The sequence below is a fragment of the Allorhizobium pseudoryzae genome (assembly GCF_011046245.1).
In the GTDB taxonomy this organism is placed as follows: Bacteria; Pseudomonadota; Alphaproteobacteria; order Rhizobiales; family Rhizobiaceae; genus Neorhizobium; species Neorhizobium pseudoryzae.
Map to the genome: position 1 here is coordinate 1,018,033 of NZ_CP049244.1, position 18,994 is coordinate 1,037,026.

Consider the following 18,994-nt stretch of genomic DNA (forward strand, 5'->3'; position numbering starts at 1 on the left):
ACAACAGTTTGGCATGCCCCTCATCCGGCTGCCGCCACCTTCTCCCCGTCCAGACGGGGAGAAGGAAGATACCCGCACCGTCCTTCCGTCTGATCTGGTTCAGCCACCTTTCCCACTCGTCCACTGGCCGGCATCCAGCAGCACGCGGATCAGCGGATTGGGAAAGCGCCGCTTGATCTGCACGGCGTAAAAGTTCTCGACGATGCCCGGAAGCGTATCGAGTTCGCTCAGCATGCCGGTTTCCAACTCCTGCTGCACGACGATCGGCGGCATCACCGCAAGACCGACGCCGGAGCGGGCGAGGAGACGCATCATCGCCATGTCCTCCACCTCCGCCGCGATTTGTGGCGTGACCCCGAGCCGCGCGGCAAGCGCCTCGAACTGCAGCCGGACCCCGCTTTCGAGCGTCGGCAGGATCATCGGATGCTGCGCCAGCATCTTGCCGAGTTCCTGTTTGCCGGAAGCGAGGGCCGGTGAACCGATGAGGCTGACGCGCTGCTGGTAGAGTTGCTCCGAAACGAAGGGCGTCACCGCATCGGCAGCGGGTGGCTGTGTCAAAAGCACGATATCGAGGTTCAAGGTCTCCAGTGCGCCAAGTAACTCCGCCGTGCTGCCGGAGCGCAGGATCAGCTCGACATCGGTGCGGTCGAGCAGGGGCCGGATGAACTCCAGCTGGAAGTTGCGTGACAGCGTCGCCAGGGCGCCGATGCGGATGGCCCGCCGGGTGGTGCCGGTCTGGCGCAGCGTCTGAAGCAATTCGTCGCCGGTGGCAAAGATCGTGTCGGCGTGATCGAGCGCGATCCGTCCCGCCTCCGTCAGATAGAGCTGCCGGCCGCGTCGTTCGAACAGCTGGTGGCCGAGCCGTTCCTCCAGCTGCTTGATCTGGATTGATAGCGCCGATTGCGACAGATTCAGCCGTTCCGCGGCACGGGTGAGATTGCCGTCATGCGCAACGGCCCGGAAATAGCGCAGGTGGTGATAGTTCAACTCGCTCATCGTTCTATTTTATAGAATGAAACAGCCAAAACAATGAATTTTTATTCGAATATTGCAGGTGCTAACTCACGAGCCGTTGAATGAACGGCAGGAGTTGTGATGACCTATTTGCTCGCCCTTGTGCCCGCGGCTCTGTTTGGCTTGGCCGCCGGAATTGCCTTTGCCGGACCGCAGCAGCGCCCGCGCGGGGTGCTCGCCCTCGTCAACCTTCTGTCTCTCCTTGCGATCGGCACCGCGGGTGCTGCAGCGATCCTCCTGGCGCTGAACGGTGCCGGCACCAGCCCGCTGATCGGCACGTCGCTTGTCGGCCTTGCGGGCCGGATCGATCTCGTCAGCGTGGTCATGTTGCTGCTCGTCACCTTCATCGGCTGGGTGGTGCTCAGATACAGTGCCACCTATCTCGACGGCGAAGCGCGGCAGGGCGCCTTCGCCGGCTGGATGAGCGCAACGCTGGCCGCCGTCTCGCTGCTTATCGTCTCCGGCACGCTCGCGCAGTTCGTGGCCGCCTGGATCGCATCCGGCCTCTTCCTGCACCGGCTGCTGGTCTTCTATCCGGAGCGGGAGGCCGCCCGCCGCGCGGCGCACAAAAAATTCCTCGTTTCGCGGGCAGGCGATGCGGCACTCGTGATTGCGGCCCTGCTGCTGGCGTCCGCCTACGGTACGAGTGACATCGCGACGATCCTGGCTGCGGCGCGCGACGACGCGGCGCCCGCCATGGCGCTCATTGCCGCCGGCTTCCTGGCGCTGGCCGCCGTGCTGAAATCGGCACAGTTCCCGACGCATGGCTGGCTGACGGAGGTCATGGAGGCGCCGACGCCCGTCTCGGCGCTGTTGCATGCCGGCGTGGTGAATGCCGGTGGTTTCCTGCTCATCCGATTTGCCGACGTGATGTTGAATGCACCGATCGTGCTGGCGGTGCTGGTGATGATCGGCGGCTTCACGGCTCTCTTCGGCGGTCTGGTGATGCTGACGCAGAGCGCGGTGAAGACCTCGCTCGGCTGGTCGACGATCGCGCAGATGGGTTTCATGATCCTCCAATGCGGCCTGGCGCTGTTCCCGATCGCGCTCCTCCACATCGTCGCCCACTCGCTCTACAAGGCGCATGCCTTCCTCTCCTCCGGCGGGGCGATCGAGGCCGTGTCCGCAACGCGCAGACCCGGTCCGGTTGCCGTGCCGGATGGTTTTGCGGTCGCCCGCGCCTTCCTTCTGGCGCTCGTGATCTACGGGGTGATCGGCTTCCTCTTCGGCTTCTGGGACAAGCCGCCGCAGGCCTTGGCGCTCGGTGCGATCCTCATCTTCGGGGTCGCCTATCTGGTGGCACAGGGTTTTGCCGATGCCGCACCATGGGCTCTTACTTGGCGGACCTCGCTCTACTCCGTCGCCGCGGCCACCGGCTACTTTGCCCTGCAATGGGCGGCCTATCACCTGATGGCCGGCACCCTGCCGCCGGCACCGGAGCCAGGCCGACTGGAATGGAGCCTGATGCTTCTCTCCGTCACCTCCTTCGGCGTGATCGCCGTTACCCAGTCGCTCTTTCCACTCTGGGCGCATCATCCGGCACTGGCGGGCCTCAGGGTCCACCTCGCCAACGGATTGTACGTGAATGCCCTCTTTGACCGACTGCTCGGAAACTTCCGGGTTCAAGCCGCAACACTTGCCAAGGACTAAGATCATGGATCACGTTTCACCTGCCGCCCCGTCGCAGCCTGCCGATCTGTCCAAGCTCATCCGCGCTGCGGTGAACGCAGTCCCGCCGGCCTGGTCGCTTTCCGCAACTGTTGCCGTCAATCCCTTTCTGGGGCAGGTCGGGCGCAGCTTTGCCGAAACCGCCGAACAGGTCATTCGTCTGAGCGGTGTCAGCATTGCCATGCCGCGCGCCTGGTATGCTGGAAAAATCGCCGAGGGAACCATCACGCAAGCGGATCTGGCTGAAGCGCTGGCGGACAGTCCGCTGACCGGCGCAATGACGCTCGATGCCTTGAAGGCGGCTGCGCTGCGGGAGCCGGCCCCGGTCGCCGCCATTCCGACGATCGCCGATCTCGCCCGCACCGCCTCCGGCATCGATTGGCCGCGGCTGGTGGAAGAGCGGATCGGTGCCTTTGCGGCCGGACATTTCGATGAGGGCCAGGCGCTGTGGACGGCGCCGAAAGGGCAGGGACTCTATGCCGCCTGGCGCATTTATGCGCGCCACGACCTGACGCCCGAAATCGCGGGCCTCAAAGGTTTTGCCCAGACGGTCGCGGACCTGCCGCGGATCTCCAGCCGGGCGATTGCGGCGAGTGCCGAGACGCTCGGCATCGGCACCGTCCCCGGTTCCTATTTCCATCAGCTGCTCCTCAGCCTCGGCGGCTGGGCCCAATATGCCCGTCACCTCGATTTCACGGCGGAACGGGATGGCCGGTGCGACGAGACAGTGATCGACCTCCTGGCCATCCGGCTCGCCTTCGAGGAGGCGCTGTACCGGCAGTATGAGGAGATGCTCGCACCGGACTGGCAGAAGGCCTTGGCGGCGCACCGCGCACCGATCGTACCGAGCCAGGATCGCGAGATCGATGCGGTGCTGCAGGCGGCTGCCGAGCGGGCCGAGCAGCGGCGGCTGGCTGCTCTTCTGGCAAAAGCTGATAAAGCCAAGCCGGTCGAGGCAACGGCGGTCCATCGGTCTGCGGTCCAGGCGGCCTTCTGCATCGACGTGCGGTCCGAAGTCTTTCGCCGTGCCTTCGAAAGTGCGGATGCCGGCGTCGCGACGCTGGGCTTTGCCGGCTTTTTCGGACTGGGTGCCGAACATCGGGGTGAGGCCTCGGATCTCAAGGAACACCGGCTGCCGGTTCTGCTCAAGCCCGGCCTCTTCAGCTGCACGGAAGTGAGCGACGAAAAGGATCGCGCTGCGCGGATTGAGGCGCGGGCCGTGCGGGCCTTCGGCCGGTTCAAGCAGGCGGCTGTCTCGTCTTTCGCCTTTGTCGAGGCGATGGGGCCGGTCTATGCGGCAAAACTGCTCGCCGGGGCGTTGAAGCTGGGCGGTCATGTCAAGCCCGCGGCCAAGCCGCGGCTGGTGGAGGCGCTGCCGTTGGAGCAGAAGGTCGGCATGGCCGCCACCGTGCTGAAGGCCATGTCGCTGACCGAAGATTTCGCGCGCATCGTCCTCATCTGCGGCCACGGTGCGAGCGTCACCAACAATCCGCTCGCCAGCGCCCTGCAATGCGGCGCCTGCGGCGGCCATGCCGGTGATGTGAATGCGCGGCTGCTGGCAACGCTCCTCAACGAGGAGCCGGTGCGCCAGGGGCTCATCGAGCAGGGCATCGTGGTGCCACAGGACACGCTGTTCCTCGCCGGTCTGCATGACACGACGACGGATGCGGTAACGCTCTTTGATGCGGATATCGATACGGCCGGGCATGCGGAAGACCTCGCACGCCTGAAGCTCTGGCTCGCCTCTGCCGGCCGGCTGGCACGGGCCGAACGCTCCAGGCGGCTAGCCCAGGCTTCCGAGCGGTCCATCGCTGCCGGCAGCCGTGATTGGTCCGAGGTGCGGCCGGAATGGGGGCTTGCCGGCTGCTCCGCCTTCATCGCCGCGCCGAGACGGCGGACGGCGAGCCTGTCGCTCGATGGCCGCTCTTTCCTGCATGACTACGTCTGGCGCAAGGATGAGGGGTTCAAGGTGCTAGAACTGATCCTGACGGCGCCGGTCGTCGTCGCAAGCTGGATCAGCCTGCAGTATTTCGGCTCCGCCACCGCACCCTCGCTGTTCGGTGCGGGCAACAAGCTGCTGCACAACGTCGTCGGCGGCATCGGCGTGCTGGAAGGCAACGGCGGTCTGCTGCGCGCCGGTCTGGCCTTGCAGTCCGTGCATGATGGCGAAGGCTTTGCGCATGATCCGCTGAGATTGTCGGTGGTGGTCGAAGCACCGAAAAACGCCATCAATGAGATCCTCGCCCGTCACCCGTCGGTGAAGGCGCTGTTCGACAATGGCTGGCTCTCGCTGTTCATCCTGAACGAGGCGGGTGAGATGGCGGAGCGCTACAGCGGAGACCTCGCCTGGAGCGCGTTCGGCGACGGAGGGAAGGGCAGCGTTCCGCTGAAGGCGGCGGGCTGAGCTTTATCGCAGATCGAAGTGTCGCACATCTGCGACACTTCGATCTCCCATCGTTCTTTGCATTTGTCAGGGTCACGGCAGGCGCTTTATGATACCGTGCTAAATGTCTGGCGATGCTTTGGGAGGAGCGGATGCGGCGTGAACTCAGTCATTCCGATCTCGTTTATGAAACGGCCGCAAAATCCTCGGCGGTCGTTGCTTCGCCCGTCGCGGCCTCCTGGCGACGCTGCCTGGATGTGTATCACCTCGCGCCGGAGAAGGCGGCCCGGCCACAACGCATCGAAGACGGCGCCTTTCGCGAAGCGCGCGAGCGCATGGAGCGACTGATCGGCAGCTCTTCGGAAGAGGTGGACCGGCTCTACCAGACGGTCGGCCGCTCCGGCTGCTGCATCATCCTGTCTGATGCACAAGGGATCGTCGTCGATCGCCGCGGTGCCGCGGGCGATGATGCGGATTTCCGGTCGCTTGGGCTCTGGCAGCAGCATGTCTGGACGGAAGCCTGTGTCGGCACCAACGGCATCGGCACGGCGCTCGCCGATGAGCGGCCTGTCATTATCCACCGCGACCAGCATTTCCTGAGCGCCAATACCGGGCTCTCCTGTGCCACCGCGCCGATCCGTGACCATCTGGGGCGGGTGACGGCGGCGCTCGACATTTCCACCTGCCGCAACGACGTGACCGACATGACGCTGTCCATGCTCTCGCAGGCAGTGCGCGAGGCGGCCATGCGGGTGGAGGCAAACCTTTTTCGCCAGGCTTTTGCCGGGGCGCGGATCGTGCTCGTGCCGCAGGCAAATTCGCTGACGGCGCTTCTGGCCGTGGACCAGGACGATCTCGTGATCGGCGCAACCCGGCTCGCCCGGCTGGCGCTGAAGCTCGATGATCAGCTGATTGCCCAGGGCCTGCCGGCCGCCGATGCTCTGCGCGAGGAACGGGGCGACCCGATCAACGACCTCGACGAGGCCGAGCGCGCCGCGCTTCGCCGGGCGCTGTCGCGCACCCAGGGCAATGTCTCCAAGGCTGCGGACATTCTCGGTCTCAGCCGCGCCACCCTGCACCGCAAGCTGAAGCGGTTTAACCTGCAATAGGCGTGACGCGTGTCGCAGGACTGCGACACTGTGCGGCGCAACACGAGCGTCGCCACCTTCCGCAAGTTGAGGCCAGAGCGCAATCTTTCCTCCATCGGGGCCCGAGGAGGGGCCCTCCAACCGGGAGGACATCACATGAACGTTCAGGTCCAGACGATTGCCGCTTCGCCCTTCAAGCTCAGATACGGCAATTTCATCAACGGCGAATTCCGCGAGCCGGTCCATGGCCGCTACTTCCTGAACACCACGCCGGTCACCGGCGGCGTGCTTTGCGAAGTCGCCCGCTCCGACGAACACGACGTCAACCTCGCCCTCGACGCGGCGCATGCGGCGAAAGATGCCTGGGGTCGCACTTCGGTTGCCGAGCGCGCCAATATGCTCAACCGCATCGCCGACCGCATGGAAGCCAACCTTGAGCTCCTGGCGCGCGCCGAGACCTGGGACAACGGCAAGCCGCTGCGTGAAACCATGGCCGCCGACATCCCGCTCGCCATCGATCACTTCCGCTACTTTTCGGCCTGCGTGCGCTCCCAGGAAGGTTCGATCGGCGAGATCGACAATGACACGGTCGCCTATCATTTCCACGAACCGCTCGGGGTCGTTGGCCAGATCATCCCGTGGAATTTCCCGATCCTGATGGCCGCCTGGAAGGTGGCGCCGGCGCTGGCTGCCGGCAATTGCGTGGTGCTGAAACCCGCCGAACAGACACCGGCCTCGATCCTCGTTCTCGCAGAACTCATCGCCGACATCCTGCCGCCGGGTGTCCTCAACATCGTCAACGGTTTTGGTCTGGAAGCCGGAAAGCCGCTCGCCAGCAGCCCGCGCATCGCCAAGATCGCCTTTACCGGCGAAACCTCCACTGGCCGGCTGATCATGCAATATGCCAGTCAGAACCTCATCCCGGTCACACTGGAACTCGGTGGCAAATCGCCGAACATTTTCTTTGCCGATGTGATGAGCGAGGACGACGACTATCTCGATAAGGCGCTCGAAGGCTTTGCCATGTTCGCGCTGAATCAGGGCGAGGTCTGCACATGCCCGAGCCGCGCGCTGGTGCATGAGAAGATTTACGACCGCTTCATGGAAAAGGCAGTGAAGCGCGTGGAAGCGGTGCGCCAGGGCCATCCGCTCGACATGTCGACGATGATCGGCGCGCAGGCCTCCAGCGAACAGCTGGAAAAGATCCTTTCCTATATCGACATCGGCAAGCAGGAAGGCGCCGAAGTGCTGACTGGTGGATATCGCAACGAACTCGGCGGCGAACTGGCCGGCGGCTATTACGTCAAGCCCACCGTCTTCCGCGGTCACAACAAGATGCGCGTCTTCCAGGAAGAGATTTTTGGCCCCGTCGTCTCCGTCACCACCTTCAAGGACGAGGATGAGGCGCTGGCACTGGCCAACGACACGCTCTACGGCCTCGGCGCCGGCGTCTGGAGCCGTGACGCCAATACCTGCTACCGCTTCGGGCGCCATATCCAGGCAGGCCGTGTGTGGATCAACAACTATCACGCCTATCCGGCACATGCGGCCTTCGGCGGCTACAAGCAGTCCGGTATCGGCCGTGAGACCCACAAGATGATGCTCGATCACTACCAGCAGACCAAGAACATGCTGGTGAGCTACTCGCCGAAGGCGCTCGGCTTCTTCTGAGACAGAAGCCCGACGTGGGAGGCTCCCGATTTGCCCGGATCGGGAGCCTTTCCGTTGGATGGGAGGGCCTTGCCATGCCAAAAACATCACCGCGCACCATGGTCTCGGCCACGGAGGCCGCGCTTGACCTGATTGCCGAGATCCGCAGGGATCATCCGGACATCCTGTTTCACCAGTCGGGTGGCTGCTGCGACGGATCCTCGCCCATGTGCTACCCGGCGGGAGACTTCCTGCTCTCCGATCATGACGTGCTGCTCGGCCATATCGGCGGCGTGCCCTTCTACATCGGCGGGCTGCAATACGAGGCCTGGAAGAACACCGATCTGCTGATCGACGTGGTGCCGGGGCGCGGCGGCATGTTCTCGCTCGACAATGGTCGGGAGCGGCGGTTTCTGGTCCGCTCCAGCGTCTGTCAGGTCGCCAGTTCCGCCACGTCCTGAGGGGGCGGCGCGAAATCGCCTTCATGGGCCTGCGCACTGGCGCGCAGAAAATCCATGACCGAACGGACGCGCGCGACCTGCAGCAGGTCGTGGTGGCAGACCAGCCAGTATTGCCGGTGCAGAACCACCTGCGGCAGCACGGGCCTCAGCTCCGGATACTGGTTGGTGATGAACATCGGCAGCACGCAGAGCCCCAGTCCGTTGCGGGTTGCCGTCAGCTGGGAAAAGATGCTGGAACTTTGAAAGCCCGGTTTGATGCGCGGATGCACGTCGCCGAGGTAATCCAGTCCCGGCGCAAATATCATGTCCTGGATATAGCCGATGAAGGCGTGGCCCAGCAGGTCCTCCGGACACTCTGGCGTGCCGTGTTTCGCGAGATAGTCCACGCTGGCGAAAATCCGCAGATGGTAGTCCGTCAACTGCTCGAAATGATAAGGCCCGGCTTTCGGCGGGTCGAGCACCACCGCGAGATCCGCCTCCTTGCGCGATAGCGACATGATCTGCTGGATGGTGATCAGTTCGAGCGAGATATTGGGATAACGCGTTGTCAGGTCCTGCAGCCGCGGGGCCAGGAAGAAGTTGGAAAACCCCTCCGGCGCCGAGAGCCGCACCACGCCCCGCTGCAGCGTCGCGCTGCCGGAAATTTCTTCCTGCAGCCGCTCCGCCTCCTGCTCCACCTTTTCCGCTGTCTCGACGAAGCGATGGCCGATCGGGGTCAGCACGTAGCCGCGGGGATTTCGCTCGAAGAGCTTCACCTTCAGCGAGAACTCCAGCCGGTCGATGCGCCGGGAGACGGTGGCGTGGCTGGTGCGCAACTGCCGTGCCGCGGTGGACAACTGGCCGGAGCGGGCAACAGCGAGAAAAAACTGCAGGTCGTCCCAGGTGAATGGCGTGCGCATCCGTCTCCCCTCTCTGTTCAAAAATGAACAGAACCTGTTTGCAATTAGTCCGGGATCTGGCTTGCGTCAATTTGATTGATACCGGATGATCCAGTGTCGGCGGTGTTTTGAGGAGAACACTTCGCCAATTCTGAACAGTCACTATCTGTTTGAGCATCTCTGGGAGGAGATCGATTATGCGCAAAATGCTTCTGGCGTCCGCCGCGTTTGTCGTGGCCGGCGCGGCCTCTGCTATGGCCGCCCCATCCGATGGAACGGTCAAGATCGGCATCCTGAACGACCAGTCCGGCGTCTACGCGGATTTCGGCGGCAAATCGTCTGTCGAGGCGGCCAAGATGGCGATCGAGGATTTCGGCGGCAAGGTGCTGGGCGTCCCGGTCGAGATCGTCGATGCCGACCATCAGAACAAGCCCGATATTGCCTCCAATATCGCGCGCCAGTGGTTCGATACCAATCAGGTCGATGCGATCATGGAACTCACCACCTCGTCGGTGGCGCTCGCAGTCCAGGCCATTGCCAAGGAAAAGAAGAAGATCGACATCGTCACCGGTGCCGCAACGACGGAACTCACCGGCAAGCAGTGCAGCCCCTACGGTTTCCACTGGGCCTATGACACGCATGCACTGGCCGTCGGCACCGGCGGTGCGCTCGTCAAGCAGGGCGGCGACAGCTGGTTCTTCCTGACCGCCGATTATGCCTTCGGTTACTCGCTGGAGCAGCAGACGAGCGATTTCGTCAAGGCGAATGGCGGTAAGGTCGTTGGTTCCGTCCGCCACCCGCTCGCCAGTACCGATTACTCGTCCTTCCTGCTGCAGGCGCAGTCGTCCGGCGCCAAGGTCGTCGGCCTTGCAAACGCCGGTGCCGACACGCAGAACGCCATTAAGCAGGCGGCCGAGTTCGGCATCACCCAGAGCGGTCAGCGCCTGGCGGCCCTTCTCTTCACGCTCGCCGAAGTGCACGGTCTCGGCCTTGAGGCGGCGCAGGGCCTGACGCTGACGGAAGGCTTCTACTGGAACCGCGATGATGAAAGCCGCAAGTTCGGCGAGCGCTTCATGAAGCGCACCGGCAAGATGCCGAACATGATCCATGCAGGCACCTATTCCGCCGTGCTGCAGTATCTGAAGGCCGTCGAAAAGGCCGGCACCGACGAAACGGAAGCCGTCGCCAAGGTGCTGCATGAACTGCCAGTCGATGATGTCTTCGGTCGCGGCGGCACGGTTGGCAAGAACGGCCGCATGATCCACGACATGTACCTGCTCGAGGTCAAGAAGCCGGCCGACAGCAAGGCGCCGTGGGATTATTACAACGTGCTCGCCACCATTCCCGGCAAGGAAGCCTACATCGATCCGGCCAAGAGCGGCTGCGATCTCGTGAAGTAAGCCGGAAAGCGCTGATGACGAACGCATTCGCTGAACAGCGGCCGGAACCGCGGGTGGTCTTGTCCGCCCGCGGTCTGCGCCGGGATTTCGGAGCCTTCACCGCGGTCAAGGATGTCGATCTCGACGTCCGCCACGCCGAGGTGCATGCGCTGATCGGGCCGAACGGGGCCGGCAAGACAACGGTCTTCAATCTCTTGACCAAGTTCCTGCAGCCGACCGCCGGCAAGATCACGCTGATGGGCCAGGACATCACCCGCACCGCACCGGACAAGGTGGCGCGTATGGGGCTTGTCCGGTCCTTCCAGATCTCGGCCGTCTTCCCGCATCTGTCGGTGCTGGACAATGTGCGTGTCGCGCTTCAGCGCAACAACAACCTGGCGCACCAGTTTTGGCGGCCGCTCTCCGCGCTCGACAGCCTCAATGGCCGGGCGGAGGATCTCCTCTCCTCCGTCGGCCTGACGCGCGAGCGGGATGTGCTGGCCGCCGATCTTTCTTACGGTCGCAAGCGCGTGCTGGAAATCGCAACCACGCTTGCGCTCGACCCGAAGGTGCTGCTGCTCGATGAACCGATGGCCGGGATGGGTCAGGAGGATATCGGCACGATCGCCAACCTGATCCGCGAAGTGGCCAAGACCCGGGCGGTGCTGATGGTGGAGCACAATCTCTCTGTCGTGGCGGATCTCTGCCACCACGTCACCGTGCTGCAGCGGGGCGAGATTCTTGCCGAAGGAAATTACGAGACGGTGAGCAGCGATCCCCGGGTGCGCACCGCCTATATGGGCACAGAGGAGGCGTGATATGGCGGCACTTCTCGAAATCCGCGGCCTGAATGCCTGGTATGGCGAAAGCCACATCCTGCACGGCGTCGATATGCAGGTGGGCGAGGGCGAGATGGTCACCATTCTCGGCCGCAACGGCATGGGCAAGACGACGACGCTGCGCAGCATCGTCGGCATCCTGCGCAAACGCCAGGGCGAAATCCGCCTCGCCGGCCGCGACATGATGCAGGTGCCGCTGCACCGCACGGCGCATCATGGGCTTGGTTATGTGCCGGAAGAGCGTGGCATCTTCGCCTCGCTCAACGTCATCGAAAACCTCATGCTGCCGCCCTCCGTCGGCGAGGGCATGAAGGTCGAGGAAATCTTCGAACTCTTCCCGAACCTCTACGAGCGGCGCAACAGCCCCGGTACCCGTCTCTCCGGCGGCGAACAGCAGATGCTGGCGATTGCCCGCATCCTGCGCACCGGGGTCAAGGTTCTGCTGCTCGACGAACCGACGGAAGGGCTTGCCCCGGTCATCGTGCAGCGCATCGGCGAGGTGCTGAAGAAACTCAAGGAGCGCGGCATGACCGTGGTGCTGGTCGAACAGAATTTCCGCTTCGCCGCGCGCGTTGCCGATCGTTTTTATCTGATGGACCATGGCCAGATGGTCTCCGAATTCCCGGTCGGGGAACTGCCGGAGCGCATGGACATGTTGCACAAGGTTCTGGGAGTGTGATGCCATGACGATGATTTTCGGCATTCCCCTGCAGGCACTGCTCGGCCAGTTGCTGATCGGCCTCATCAACGGCTCCTTCTACGCGCTTTTGTCGCTCGGCCTTGCCATCATCTTCGGCCTGCTGCGGATGATCAATTTTGCGCATGGCGCGCAGTACATGCTGGGGGCCTTCACTGCCTACCTGCTGCTCACCTTCGCCGGCATCGGCTATTGGCCGGCGTTGATCCTCGCTCCGGTCATTGTCGGCGTGCTGGGTGCGGTGGTTGAGCGCCTGTTTTTGCGCCGGCTCTATGATCTCGATCCGTTGTACGGCCTGCTCTTCACCTTCGGCCTGGCGCTGACGCTCGAAGGCACGTTCCGTTATTTCTACGGCGCCTCAGGCCAGCCCTACGCCACGCCCACGGCGCTTGCCGGCGGGACGAACCTCGGCTTCATGTTCCTGCCGATCTATCGCGGCTGGGTCGTCGTCGTCTCGCTCGTCGTGTGCATCGCCACCTGGTTCCTGATCGAGAAGACCAAACTCGGTGCTTACCTTCGGGCAGCGACGGAAAATGCGACGCTCGTCCAGGCCTTCGGCGTCAACGTGCCGGTTCTCCTCACCTTCACCTATGGGCTCGGCGTCGCGCTTGCCGCCTTTGCCGGCGTGCTGGCGGCACCCGTCTACCAGGTCTCGCCGCTGATGGGCTCCAACATCATCATCGTCGTCTTTGCCGTGGTCGTCGTCGGCGGCATGGGATCGATCATGGGGTCCATCATCACCGGCTACATGCTCGGCATCGCCGAAGGGCTCACCAAGGTCTTTTACCCGGAGGCATCCAATATCGTGATCTTCGTCATCATGGCGATCGTTCTGCTCATCCGGCCGGCTGGCCTCTTCGGACGGGAGGCTTGACCATGGCCCGCACTTCTTCCACCGCACCCGCCGTGCTTGCCGGCGCTGACAAGACCGAACCGGCAGCCGCCTCCGGCCTTAAGCTCGTGCTGGGCGTGATCGCTCTCGGCATCCTCATCGCCGTACCCTTCTTCGTCTACCCGATCTTCCTGATGAAGGTCCTGTGTTTCGCGCTGTTTGCCTGCGCCTTCAACGTGCTGCTGGGCTATACGGGCCTTCTCTCCTTCGGGCACGCTGCCTTCTTCGGTGGCGCGGCCTATTTCACCGCGCATGTGGTGAAGGAATGGGGCTTTCCGCCGGAACTCGGCATCCTCACAGGCGTGGTCGGAGCAGCAGCCCTCGGCTTCGTCATGGGAGCGATCGCCATCCGCCGGCAGGGCATCTATTTCGCCATGATCACGCTGGCGCTGTCGCAGATGTTCTTCTTCTTCTGCCTGCAGGCCGAGTTCACCAAGGGCGAGGACGGCATCCAGTCGGTTCCGCGCGGCTATCTTCTCGGGATGATCGATCTCAACCAGCCGCTCGCGATGTATTACACGGTGGCCGGTGTGTTTCTGCTCGGCCTCTTCCTCATCTGGCGCTTCGTCAATTCGCCCTTCGGCATGATCCTGAAATCGATCCGGGAGAACGAGCCGCGCGCCATCTCGCTCGGCTATTCCGTGCAGCGCTACAAGCTCGGCGCCTTCGTCTTTTCCGCCGCCATTGCCGGGCTTGCCGGTGCCATGAAGGCGCTGGTCTTCCAGTTCGCCACCTTGACGGATGTCGCCTGGCAGATGTCCGGCGAGGTGATCCTGATGACGCTGCTCGGCGGCATCGGCACCATGTTCGGGCCGATCGTCGGGGCGGGGTTCATCGTTGCGCTCGGCAACTACCTCGCAACGACCGGGTTCCCGGTCACCATCATCACCGGCGTCGTGTTCATGGTCTGCGTGCTCCTGTTCCGCCGTGGCATCGTGGGCGAATTTTATGCCTCGCGGCTCGGTCGGCGGCTAGGGCTCGATCACCGGCACTGACCGGCTAATCCTCATGTCCGGGACCGCCGTGTCCCGGATCTTTGAAAACCTTGGATCTGATTGCCGCTTTGCGGGCCTCTATGCCCGTCGAAACGCTTCCCTGTGGAGTGGGAGCCATGGAGACTTATGATTATATCGTCATCGGCGCCGGCTCGGCGGGCTGCGTGCTCGCCAACCGCCTGGCGGCGGATCGCAACACGCGCGTCCTGCTTCTGGAGGCGGGCGGCAACGACAACTACCACTGGATCCACATCCCCGTCGGTTATCTCTACTGCATCAACAACCCGCGCACGGACTGGTGTTTTACCACGGAGAAGGAGGAGGGGCTGAACGGCCGCTCGCTCAACTATCCGCGCGGCAAGGTTTTGGGCGGCTGCTCGTCGATCAACGGCATGATCTACATGCGCGGCCAGGCGCGCGACTATGACCAGTGGCGCCAGATGGGCTGCGATGGCTGGGGCTGGGACGATGTGCTGCCGGTCTTCCGCAGGTCGGAGGATTTCTACAAGGGCGCCGACGACATGCACGGCTCGGGCGGCGAATGGCGGGTGGAGCGTGCCCGCGTGCGCTGGGCGGTGCTCGAAGCCTTCCAGCAGGCGGCAAAGGAAGCCGGCATTCCTGAAACCGCCGACTTCAACCGCGGCACGAACGAGGGCAGCGGCTATTTCGACGTCAACCAACGCTCCGGCATTCGCTGGAATACCTCGAAAGCCTTCCTGAAGCCGGCGCTGGCGCAGGGCAATCTCACCGTTCTCACCAAGGCGCATGCCGAACGGCTGATTATCGAGGGAGACACGGTGACCGGCGTCGAGGTTCGCCATGATGGGGTGACCAAGCGGTTTTTGGCGCGGCGGGAAACCGTTCTCTCGGCCGGTGCCATCGGCTCGCCGCATATCCTCGAGCTTTCCGGCGTCGGCGATCCGGTGGCCTTGAGGAAGGCCGGCATCGACGTCGTTCGGGAGGTGCCGGCGGTCGGCAACAATCTGCAGGACCATCTCCAACTTCGTGTGGTCTTCAAGGTGACCGGCGTCCCGACGTTGAACGAAAAGGCCTCGGCCCTCTTCGGCAAGGCGGCGATCGGGCTCGAGTATCTGCTGCGGCGTTCCGGACCCATGTCGATGGCGCCGAGCCAGCTCGGCATCTTCACCCGTTCGGGACCAGAAAAGGAGACGCCGGACCTGCAGTTCCACGTCCAGCCCGTTTCGCTCGACAAGTTCGGTGATCCGGTCCACCGGTTTCCGGCGGTCACGGCCAGCGTGTGCAATCTGAGGCCCGAAAGCCGCGGTTCGGTGCATGCCCGCTCACCGGATTTCGCCCATCAGCCGGCGATTGCGCCACGTTACCTTACCGCCGAAAGCGACCGTCAGGTGGCGGTGAAGGCAATCCGGCTCGCCCGCACCATCGCGCAGCAGCCGTCCTTCGCACAGTTTCACCCGGAGGAATACAAGCCGGGACCGGCTTACGAGAGCGAGGAGCAGTTGATGGAGGCCGCCGGCAATATCGGCACCACGATCTTCCACCCGGTCGGTACCTGCCGCATGGGCGCCGATCCCGACAGCGTGGTCGATCCGCGGCTGAAAATGCGCGGGCTGAACCGGTTGCGCATTGCCGATGCCTCGATCATGCCGACCATCACATCCGGCAACACCAATTCGCCGACGATCATGATTGCCGAAAAGGCAGCCCAGATGATCCTGGCGGACAATCGCTGAAACAACAGAGGGAGGAACAGTTCATGGCCACCATCGCATTCATCGGTCTCGGCAACATGGGTCTGCCCATGGCCGGCAATCTTGCCAAGGCGGGTCACGCGGTGACCGGCTTCGATCTGTCTCCCGCCGCGGAACAGGCGGCTGAAGCCGCAGGCCTTGGGTTCGCGGGCAGCCTGACGGAGGCGATCGCGACGGCTGACGTCATCGTCACCATGCTGCCGGCCGGCGCGCATGTCATCTCCGTGTGGTCTGAGATCGCGCCGCAGGCGAAAGCCGGCAGCCTGCTGATCGATTGCTCGACCATCGATGTGGCAAGCGCCCGCAAGGCGCATGAGATTGCGAAAGGCGCAGGCCTTGCCGCTCTCGATGCGCCGGTGTCGGGCGGCACGGGCGGGGCCAGTGCCGGCACGCTCACCTTCATGGTCGGCGGCAGCGACGACGCGTTTGGCCGCGGTGAGCCGCTGCTCCAGGCCATGGGCAAGAAGATCGTCCATTGCGGCACTGCCGGCGCCGGACAGGCGGCAAAGATCTGCAACAACATGATCCTCGGCATTTCGATGATCGGTGTCTGCGAGGCCTTTGCGCTGGGCGAAAAGCTCGGCCTGTCGCATCAGGCGCTGTTCGACGTCGCCTCCACCTCGTCCGGGCAATGCTGGTCGCTCACCACCTATTGCCCGGTGCCGGGCCCGGTGCCCACTTCGCCGGCCAACCGCGATTACGTACCGGGATTTGCCGCAAGCCTGATGCTGAAGGATCTGAAGCTCGCGCAGGAGGCAGCCCTTGCCGCCGGCGCCTCGACACCGCTTGGCGCCGAAGCGGCACAGATCTACGGTCTCTTCGAGAAACTGGGGCAGGGCGGGCGCGATTTTTCCGCCGTCATCGAGTTTCTGCGCGGCAAGTCCTGATCGTCACCGGCGACCAAGCTTGCACGAGAGCCGTTTTCCCGGCTTCGCAAATCGGCTAGAGGCTGAAGTGCATCGCGGATGAGGGGACATCATGGCAAAGCAGGCTGGCAGCAAGGCGACAACCAAGAACGTGCTGGGCCAAAACCCGCATGCCGTCCGCGAACCGCGTGCCAACAATCTCGAAATGGCGATCGGCCACGAGGTGCGCCTGTTCCGCAAGAAGCTCGGCATCACCGTCGCCGATCTCGCCACCGCCACCGGCATGTCGATCGGCATGTTGTCGAAGATTGAAAACGGCAACATCTCGCCGTCTCTGACGACGCTGCAGGCGCTGTCGAAGGCGCTCGGCGTACCCATCACCGCCTTCTTCAAGGGGTTCGAGGAGCCGAAATCGGCAAGCTTCGTGAGGGCCGGTGAAGGTGTCGACATGGAACGGCGCGGCACACGGGCGGGTCACCATTACAGCCTGCTCGGCCATATCGAGAACAACACGTCCGGCGTCACCGTCGAGCCCTATCTCATCACGCTCACGCATGAATCGGACGTCTTCCCGACCTTCCAGCACGAGGGCATGGAGTTCCTCTACATGCTGGAAGGCGAGGTGGTCTATCGGCATGGCGACAGCCTCTACCCGATGCAGAAGGGTGACAGCCTGTTCTTTGATGCCGATGCACCGCACGGGCCTGAAAAGCTGGTGACGCTGCCGGCGTGCTATCTGTCCATTATCTCCTATCCGCAAACCCGATGATTGCCCTTCAGGAAACATTTATTCTCTGAGATTGATTTTCTGGCGTGCCGCTGCTACCCCTGTTCCAGAGAAGAACGGGGAGTTGAACCATGTGCGGCATCGTCGGTTTGTTCCTGAAGGACAAGAGCCTGGAGCCGAGGCTCGGCGACCTTTTGTCGGACATGCTGATCACCATGACGGACCGGGGACCGGATTCCGCCGGTCTTGCCATCTATGGCGCGGCCCCTGCCGGACGGGCGAAGATCACGGTCCAGTCGGCGCAGCCGGAGGAAGATTTCGAAGGTCTTGCCGATGCGCTTGCCGAAAGAGGCGTGGAGGCGGTCGTCACGCGCAAGAGCACCCATGCGGTGATCGCGCTTGATGCGTCGCTGTTGGAGGAAGCCCGCACCGCCCTCGCGGAGGTCCGTCCGAACCTGCGCGTGATGGGCGCAGGCGAGCGGGTCGAGATCTTCAAGGAGGTTGGGCTGCCGAAGGATGTGGTGACGCGCTTCGGTATCCGGGCGATGGCCGGCACGCACGGCATCGGCCACACCCGCATGGCGACAGAAAGTGCCGTCACCACGCTCGGCGCCCATCCATTTTCCACCGGAGCCGACCAGTGCCTCGTCCACAACGGCTCGCTGTCGAACCACAACAATCTGCGCCGCACGCTTGCCCGCGACGGCATGCGTTTCGAGACGGAAAACGATTCCGAGGTCGCCGCCGCCTATCTCACGGCGGAGATGGAGAAGGGCAAGGATCTGGGCGAGGCGCTCGGTAGCGCGCTCGACGATCTTGACGGCTTCTTCACCTTCGTCGTCGGCACGAAAACCGGCTTCGGCGTGCTGCGCGATCCGATTGCCTGCAAGCCGGCGGTGATGGCCGAAACCGATCGCTACGTCGCCTTCGGTTCCGAATACCGCGCGCTGGTCAACCTTCCCGGCATCGAGGAGGCCCGCATCTGGGAGCCGGAGCCCGCCACCGTCTATTTCTGGGATCACGAGAAAGCCGCCTGACATGCCTGTTTTCGACCTCTCCAAGACGCCGCTGCGCGCGTTGAACGGCGCCCTGCACGGGCTGGGACCTGGTACCAACGATACCGTCTTCGAGGTGATCCATCCGCGCGGACACCATGCGGTGGCCGTCGGCATCGACAGCCCCGTCACCGTCGAGGTGCGGGGATCGGTCGGCTATTATTGCGCCGGCATGAATGATGGCGGCACCGTCACCATTCATGGCTCCGCAGGGCCGGGGGTGGCGGAAAACATGATGTCCGGCACGGTCATCATCGAAGGCGACGCCTCGCAATATGCCGGGGCAACCGGACGCGGCGGACTGCTCGTCGTCAAGGGCAATGCGGCCTCACGCTGCGGCATCTCGATGAAGGGTATCGATATCGTCGTGCATGGCTCGATCGGTCACATGTCGGCCTTCATGGGCCAATCTGGCCATCTCGTCGTCTGCGGCGATGCCGGCGAGGCGCTGGGCGACAGTCTTTACGAAGCCAAGCTTTTCGTGCGCGGTTCGGTCAAGAGCCTCGGCACCGACTGCGTGGAAAAGCAGATGCGCCCGAAACACCTGAAGAAACTGGCGGAGCTTCTGGAAAAGGCCGGTGTCACGGATGCAAAGCCCGAAGAGTTCCGGCGCTATGGGTCCGCCCGCAAGCTCTATAATTTCCACATCGACAATGCCGACGCGTACTGAGG

The 18,994-nt window shown here is 63.6% G+C and carries 17 protein-coding genes; 15 read left to right on the forward strand and 2 right to left on the reverse strand.

The annotated features are described in order from the left end of the window. Positions 1–99: 99 nt before the first annotated feature. Entirely contained in the window at positions 100–996 is an 897-nt protein-coding gene (locus G6N78_RS23565) for a LysR family transcriptional regulator (protein ID WP_165224701.1), read from the reverse strand. A gap of 99 nt (positions 997–1,095) precedes the next feature. Here G6N78_RS23565 and G6N78_RS23570 point away from each other — a divergent pair, with 99 nt between their 5' ends. The 5 genes from G6N78_RS23570 (at position 1,096) to G6N78_RS23590 (ending at position 8,264) form a co-directional block, all read left to right on the forward strand. Next, the gene (locus tag G6N78_RS23570; protein WP_165224704.1) at positions 1,096–2,664 is read left to right on the forward strand and encodes a proton-conducting transporter transmembrane domain-containing protein; all 1,569 of its coding nucleotides are present in this window, start codon (positions 1,096–1,098) and stop codon (positions 2,662–2,664) included. A 4-nt stretch (positions 2,665–2,668) separates the two neighbouring features. After that, complete coding sequence (locus tag G6N78_RS23575; RefSeq protein WP_165224707.1) at positions 2,669–5,086, forward strand: YbcC family protein; 2,418 nt, start codon at positions 2,669–2,671, stop codon at positions 5,084–5,086. Positions 5,087–5,217: 131 nt separating this feature from the next. Then, the gene (locus tag G6N78_RS23580; protein ID WP_165224710.1) at positions 5,218–6,174 is read left to right on the forward strand and encodes a helix-turn-helix domain-containing protein; all 957 of its coding nucleotides are present in this window, start codon (positions 5,218–5,220) and stop codon (positions 6,172–6,174) included. 135 nt (positions 6,175–6,309) lie between these two features. Continuing rightward, positions 6,310–7,824 (forward strand): aldehyde dehydrogenase, encoded by a 1,515-nt coding sequence (adh, locus tag G6N78_RS23585; protein ID WP_165224713.1) that lies wholly within the window; start codon positions 6,310–6,312, stop codon positions 7,822–7,824. 74 nt (positions 7,825–7,898) lie between these two features. Further along, positions 7,899–8,264: a DUF779 domain-containing protein gene (locus tag G6N78_RS23590; RefSeq protein ID WP_165224716.1), complete on the forward strand. Its 366-nt coding sequence runs from the start codon at positions 7,899–7,901 to the stop codon at positions 8,262–8,264. On the opposite strand, the gene G6N78_RS23595 is transcribed toward G6N78_RS23590, so the two are convergent. Further along, the gene (locus tag G6N78_RS23595; RefSeq protein ID WP_165224719.1) at positions 8,237–9,163 is read right to left on the reverse strand and encodes a LysR family transcriptional regulator; all 927 of its coding nucleotides are present in this window, start codon (positions 9,161–9,163) and stop codon (positions 8,237–8,239) included. The two genes, G6N78_RS23590 and G6N78_RS23595, sit on opposite strands and share 28 nt — an antisense overlap. A 176-nt stretch (positions 9,164–9,339) precedes the next feature. On the opposite strand from G6N78_RS23595, the gene G6N78_RS23600 reads away from it, so the two are divergent. From G6N78_RS23600 to G6N78_RS23645, 10 genes are all read left to right on the forward strand, one after another. Beyond that, positions 9,340–10,542, forward strand: a complete 1,203-nt coding sequence (locus tag G6N78_RS23600; RefSeq protein WP_165224722.1) for an ABC transporter substrate-binding protein — start codon at positions 9,340–9,342, stop codon at positions 10,540–10,542. A 14-nt stretch (positions 10,543–10,556) separates the two neighbouring features. Beyond that, entirely contained in the window at positions 10,557–11,339 is a 783-nt protein-coding gene (locus G6N78_RS23605; protein WP_165224725.1) for an ABC transporter ATP-binding protein, read from the forward strand. Position 11,340: 1 nt separating this feature from the next. Then, positions 11,341–12,039 (forward strand): ABC transporter ATP-binding protein, encoded by a 699-nt coding sequence (locus G6N78_RS23610; protein ID WP_165224728.1) that lies wholly within the window; start codon positions 11,341–11,343, stop codon positions 12,037–12,039. A 4-nt stretch (positions 12,040–12,043) separates the two neighbouring features. Continuing rightward, positions 12,044–12,931: a branched-chain amino acid ABC transporter permease gene (locus G6N78_RS23615; RefSeq protein WP_165224731.1), complete on the forward strand. Its 888-nt coding sequence runs from the start codon at positions 12,044–12,046 to the stop codon at positions 12,929–12,931. A 2-nt stretch (positions 12,932–12,933) separates the two neighbouring features. Continuing rightward, positions 12,934–13,944 carry a branched-chain amino acid ABC transporter permease gene (locus G6N78_RS23620; RefSeq protein WP_165224734.1) on the forward strand — a complete coding sequence of 337 codons (1,011 nt, stop codon included), beginning with the start codon at positions 12,934–12,936 and terminating at the stop codon, positions 13,942–13,944. Positions 13,945–14,060: 116 nt separating this feature from the next. After that, complete coding sequence (locus G6N78_RS23625; protein ID WP_165224737.1) at positions 14,061–15,656, forward strand: GMC family oxidoreductase; 1,596 nt, start codon at positions 14,061–14,063, stop codon at positions 15,654–15,656. Continuing rightward, positions 15,581–16,561, forward strand: a complete 981-nt coding sequence (gene mmsB, locus G6N78_RS23630; RefSeq protein ID WP_234906104.1) for a 3-hydroxyisobutyrate dehydrogenase — start codon at positions 15,581–15,583, stop codon at positions 16,559–16,561. Before G6N78_RS23625 ends, mmsB begins: the two co-directional genes overlap by 76 nt. Positions 16,562–16,652: 91 nt before the next feature. After that, positions 16,653–17,309: a helix-turn-helix domain-containing protein gene (locus G6N78_RS23635; RefSeq protein ID WP_165224743.1), complete on the forward strand. Its 657-nt coding sequence runs from the start codon at positions 16,653–16,655 to the stop codon at positions 17,307–17,309. 89 nt (positions 17,310–17,398) lie between these two features. Continuing rightward, positions 17,399–18,304 carry a class II glutamine amidotransferase gene (locus G6N78_RS23640; RefSeq protein WP_165224746.1) on the forward strand — a complete coding sequence of 302 codons (906 nt, stop codon included), beginning with the start codon at positions 17,399–17,401 and terminating at the stop codon, positions 18,302–18,304. 1 nt (position 18,305) lies between these two features. Continuing rightward, complete coding sequence (locus G6N78_RS23645) at positions 18,306–18,992, forward strand: GltB/FmdC/FwdC-like GXGXG domain-containing protein (RefSeq protein ID WP_165224749.1); 687 nt, start codon at positions 18,306–18,308, stop codon at positions 18,990–18,992. Positions 18,993–18,994 lie beyond the last annotated feature (2 nt).

What these genes read in the sequence shown, in the direction of transcription:
- G6N78_RS23625 (WP_165224737.1), top strand. Translation starts at nt 14,061, where the DNA reads ATGGAGACTTATGATTATATCGTCATCGGCGCCGGCTCGGCGGGCTGC.
- G6N78_RS23635 (WP_165224743.1), top strand. Translation starts at nt 16,653, where the DNA reads ATGGCAAAGCAGGCTGGCAGCAAGGCGACAACCAAGAACGTGCTGGGC.
- G6N78_RS23610 (WP_165224728.1), top strand. Translation starts at nt 11,341, where the DNA reads ATGGCGGCACTTCTCGAAATCCGCGGCCTGAATGCCTGGTATGGCGAA.
- G6N78_RS23600 (WP_165224722.1), top strand. Translation starts at nt 9,340, where the DNA reads ATGCGCAAAATGCTTCTGGCGTCCGCCGCGTTTGTCGTGGCCGGCGCG.
- G6N78_RS23565 (WP_165224701.1), bottom strand. Translation starts at nt 996, where the DNA reads ATGAGCGAGTTGAACTATCACCACCTGCGCTATTTCCGGGCCGTTGCG.
- G6N78_RS23605 (WP_165224725.1), top strand. Translation starts at nt 10,557, where the DNA reads ATGACGAACGCATTCGCTGAACAGCGGCCGGAACCGCGGGTGGTCTTG.
- G6N78_RS23590 (WP_165224716.1), top strand. Translation starts at nt 7,899, where the DNA reads ATGCCAAAAACATCACCGCGCACCATGGTCTCGGCCACGGAGGCCGCG.
- G6N78_RS23620 (WP_165224734.1), top strand. Translation starts at nt 12,934, where the DNA reads ATGGCCCGCACTTCTTCCACCGCACCCGCCGTGCTTGCCGGCGCTGAC.
- adh (WP_165224713.1), top strand. Translation starts at nt 6,310, where the DNA reads ATGAACGTTCAGGTCCAGACGATTGCCGCTTCGCCCTTCAAGCTCAGA.
- G6N78_RS23575 (WP_165224707.1), top strand. Translation starts at nt 2,669, where the DNA reads ATGGATCACGTTTCACCTGCCGCCCCGTCGCAGCCTGCCGATCTGTCC.
- G6N78_RS23580 (WP_165224710.1), top strand. Translation starts at nt 5,218, where the DNA reads ATGCGGCGTGAACTCAGTCATTCCGATCTCGTTTATGAAACGGCCGCA.
- G6N78_RS23570 (WP_165224704.1), top strand. Translation starts at nt 1,096, where the DNA reads ATGACCTATTTGCTCGCCCTTGTGCCCGCGGCTCTGTTTGGCTTGGCC.
- G6N78_RS23615 (WP_165224731.1), top strand. Translation starts at nt 12,044, where the DNA reads ATGACGATGATTTTCGGCATTCCCCTGCAGGCACTGCTCGGCCAGTTG.
- G6N78_RS23640 (WP_165224746.1), top strand. Translation starts at nt 17,399, where the DNA reads ATGTGCGGCATCGTCGGTTTGTTCCTGAAGGACAAGAGCCTGGAGCCG.
- G6N78_RS23645 (WP_165224749.1), top strand. Translation starts at nt 18,306, where the DNA reads ATGCCTGTTTTCGACCTCTCCAAGACGCCGCTGCGCGCGTTGAACGGC.
- G6N78_RS23595 (WP_165224719.1), bottom strand. Translation starts at nt 9,163, where the DNA reads ATGCGCACGCCATTCACCTGGGACGACCTGCAGTTTTTTCTCGCTGTT.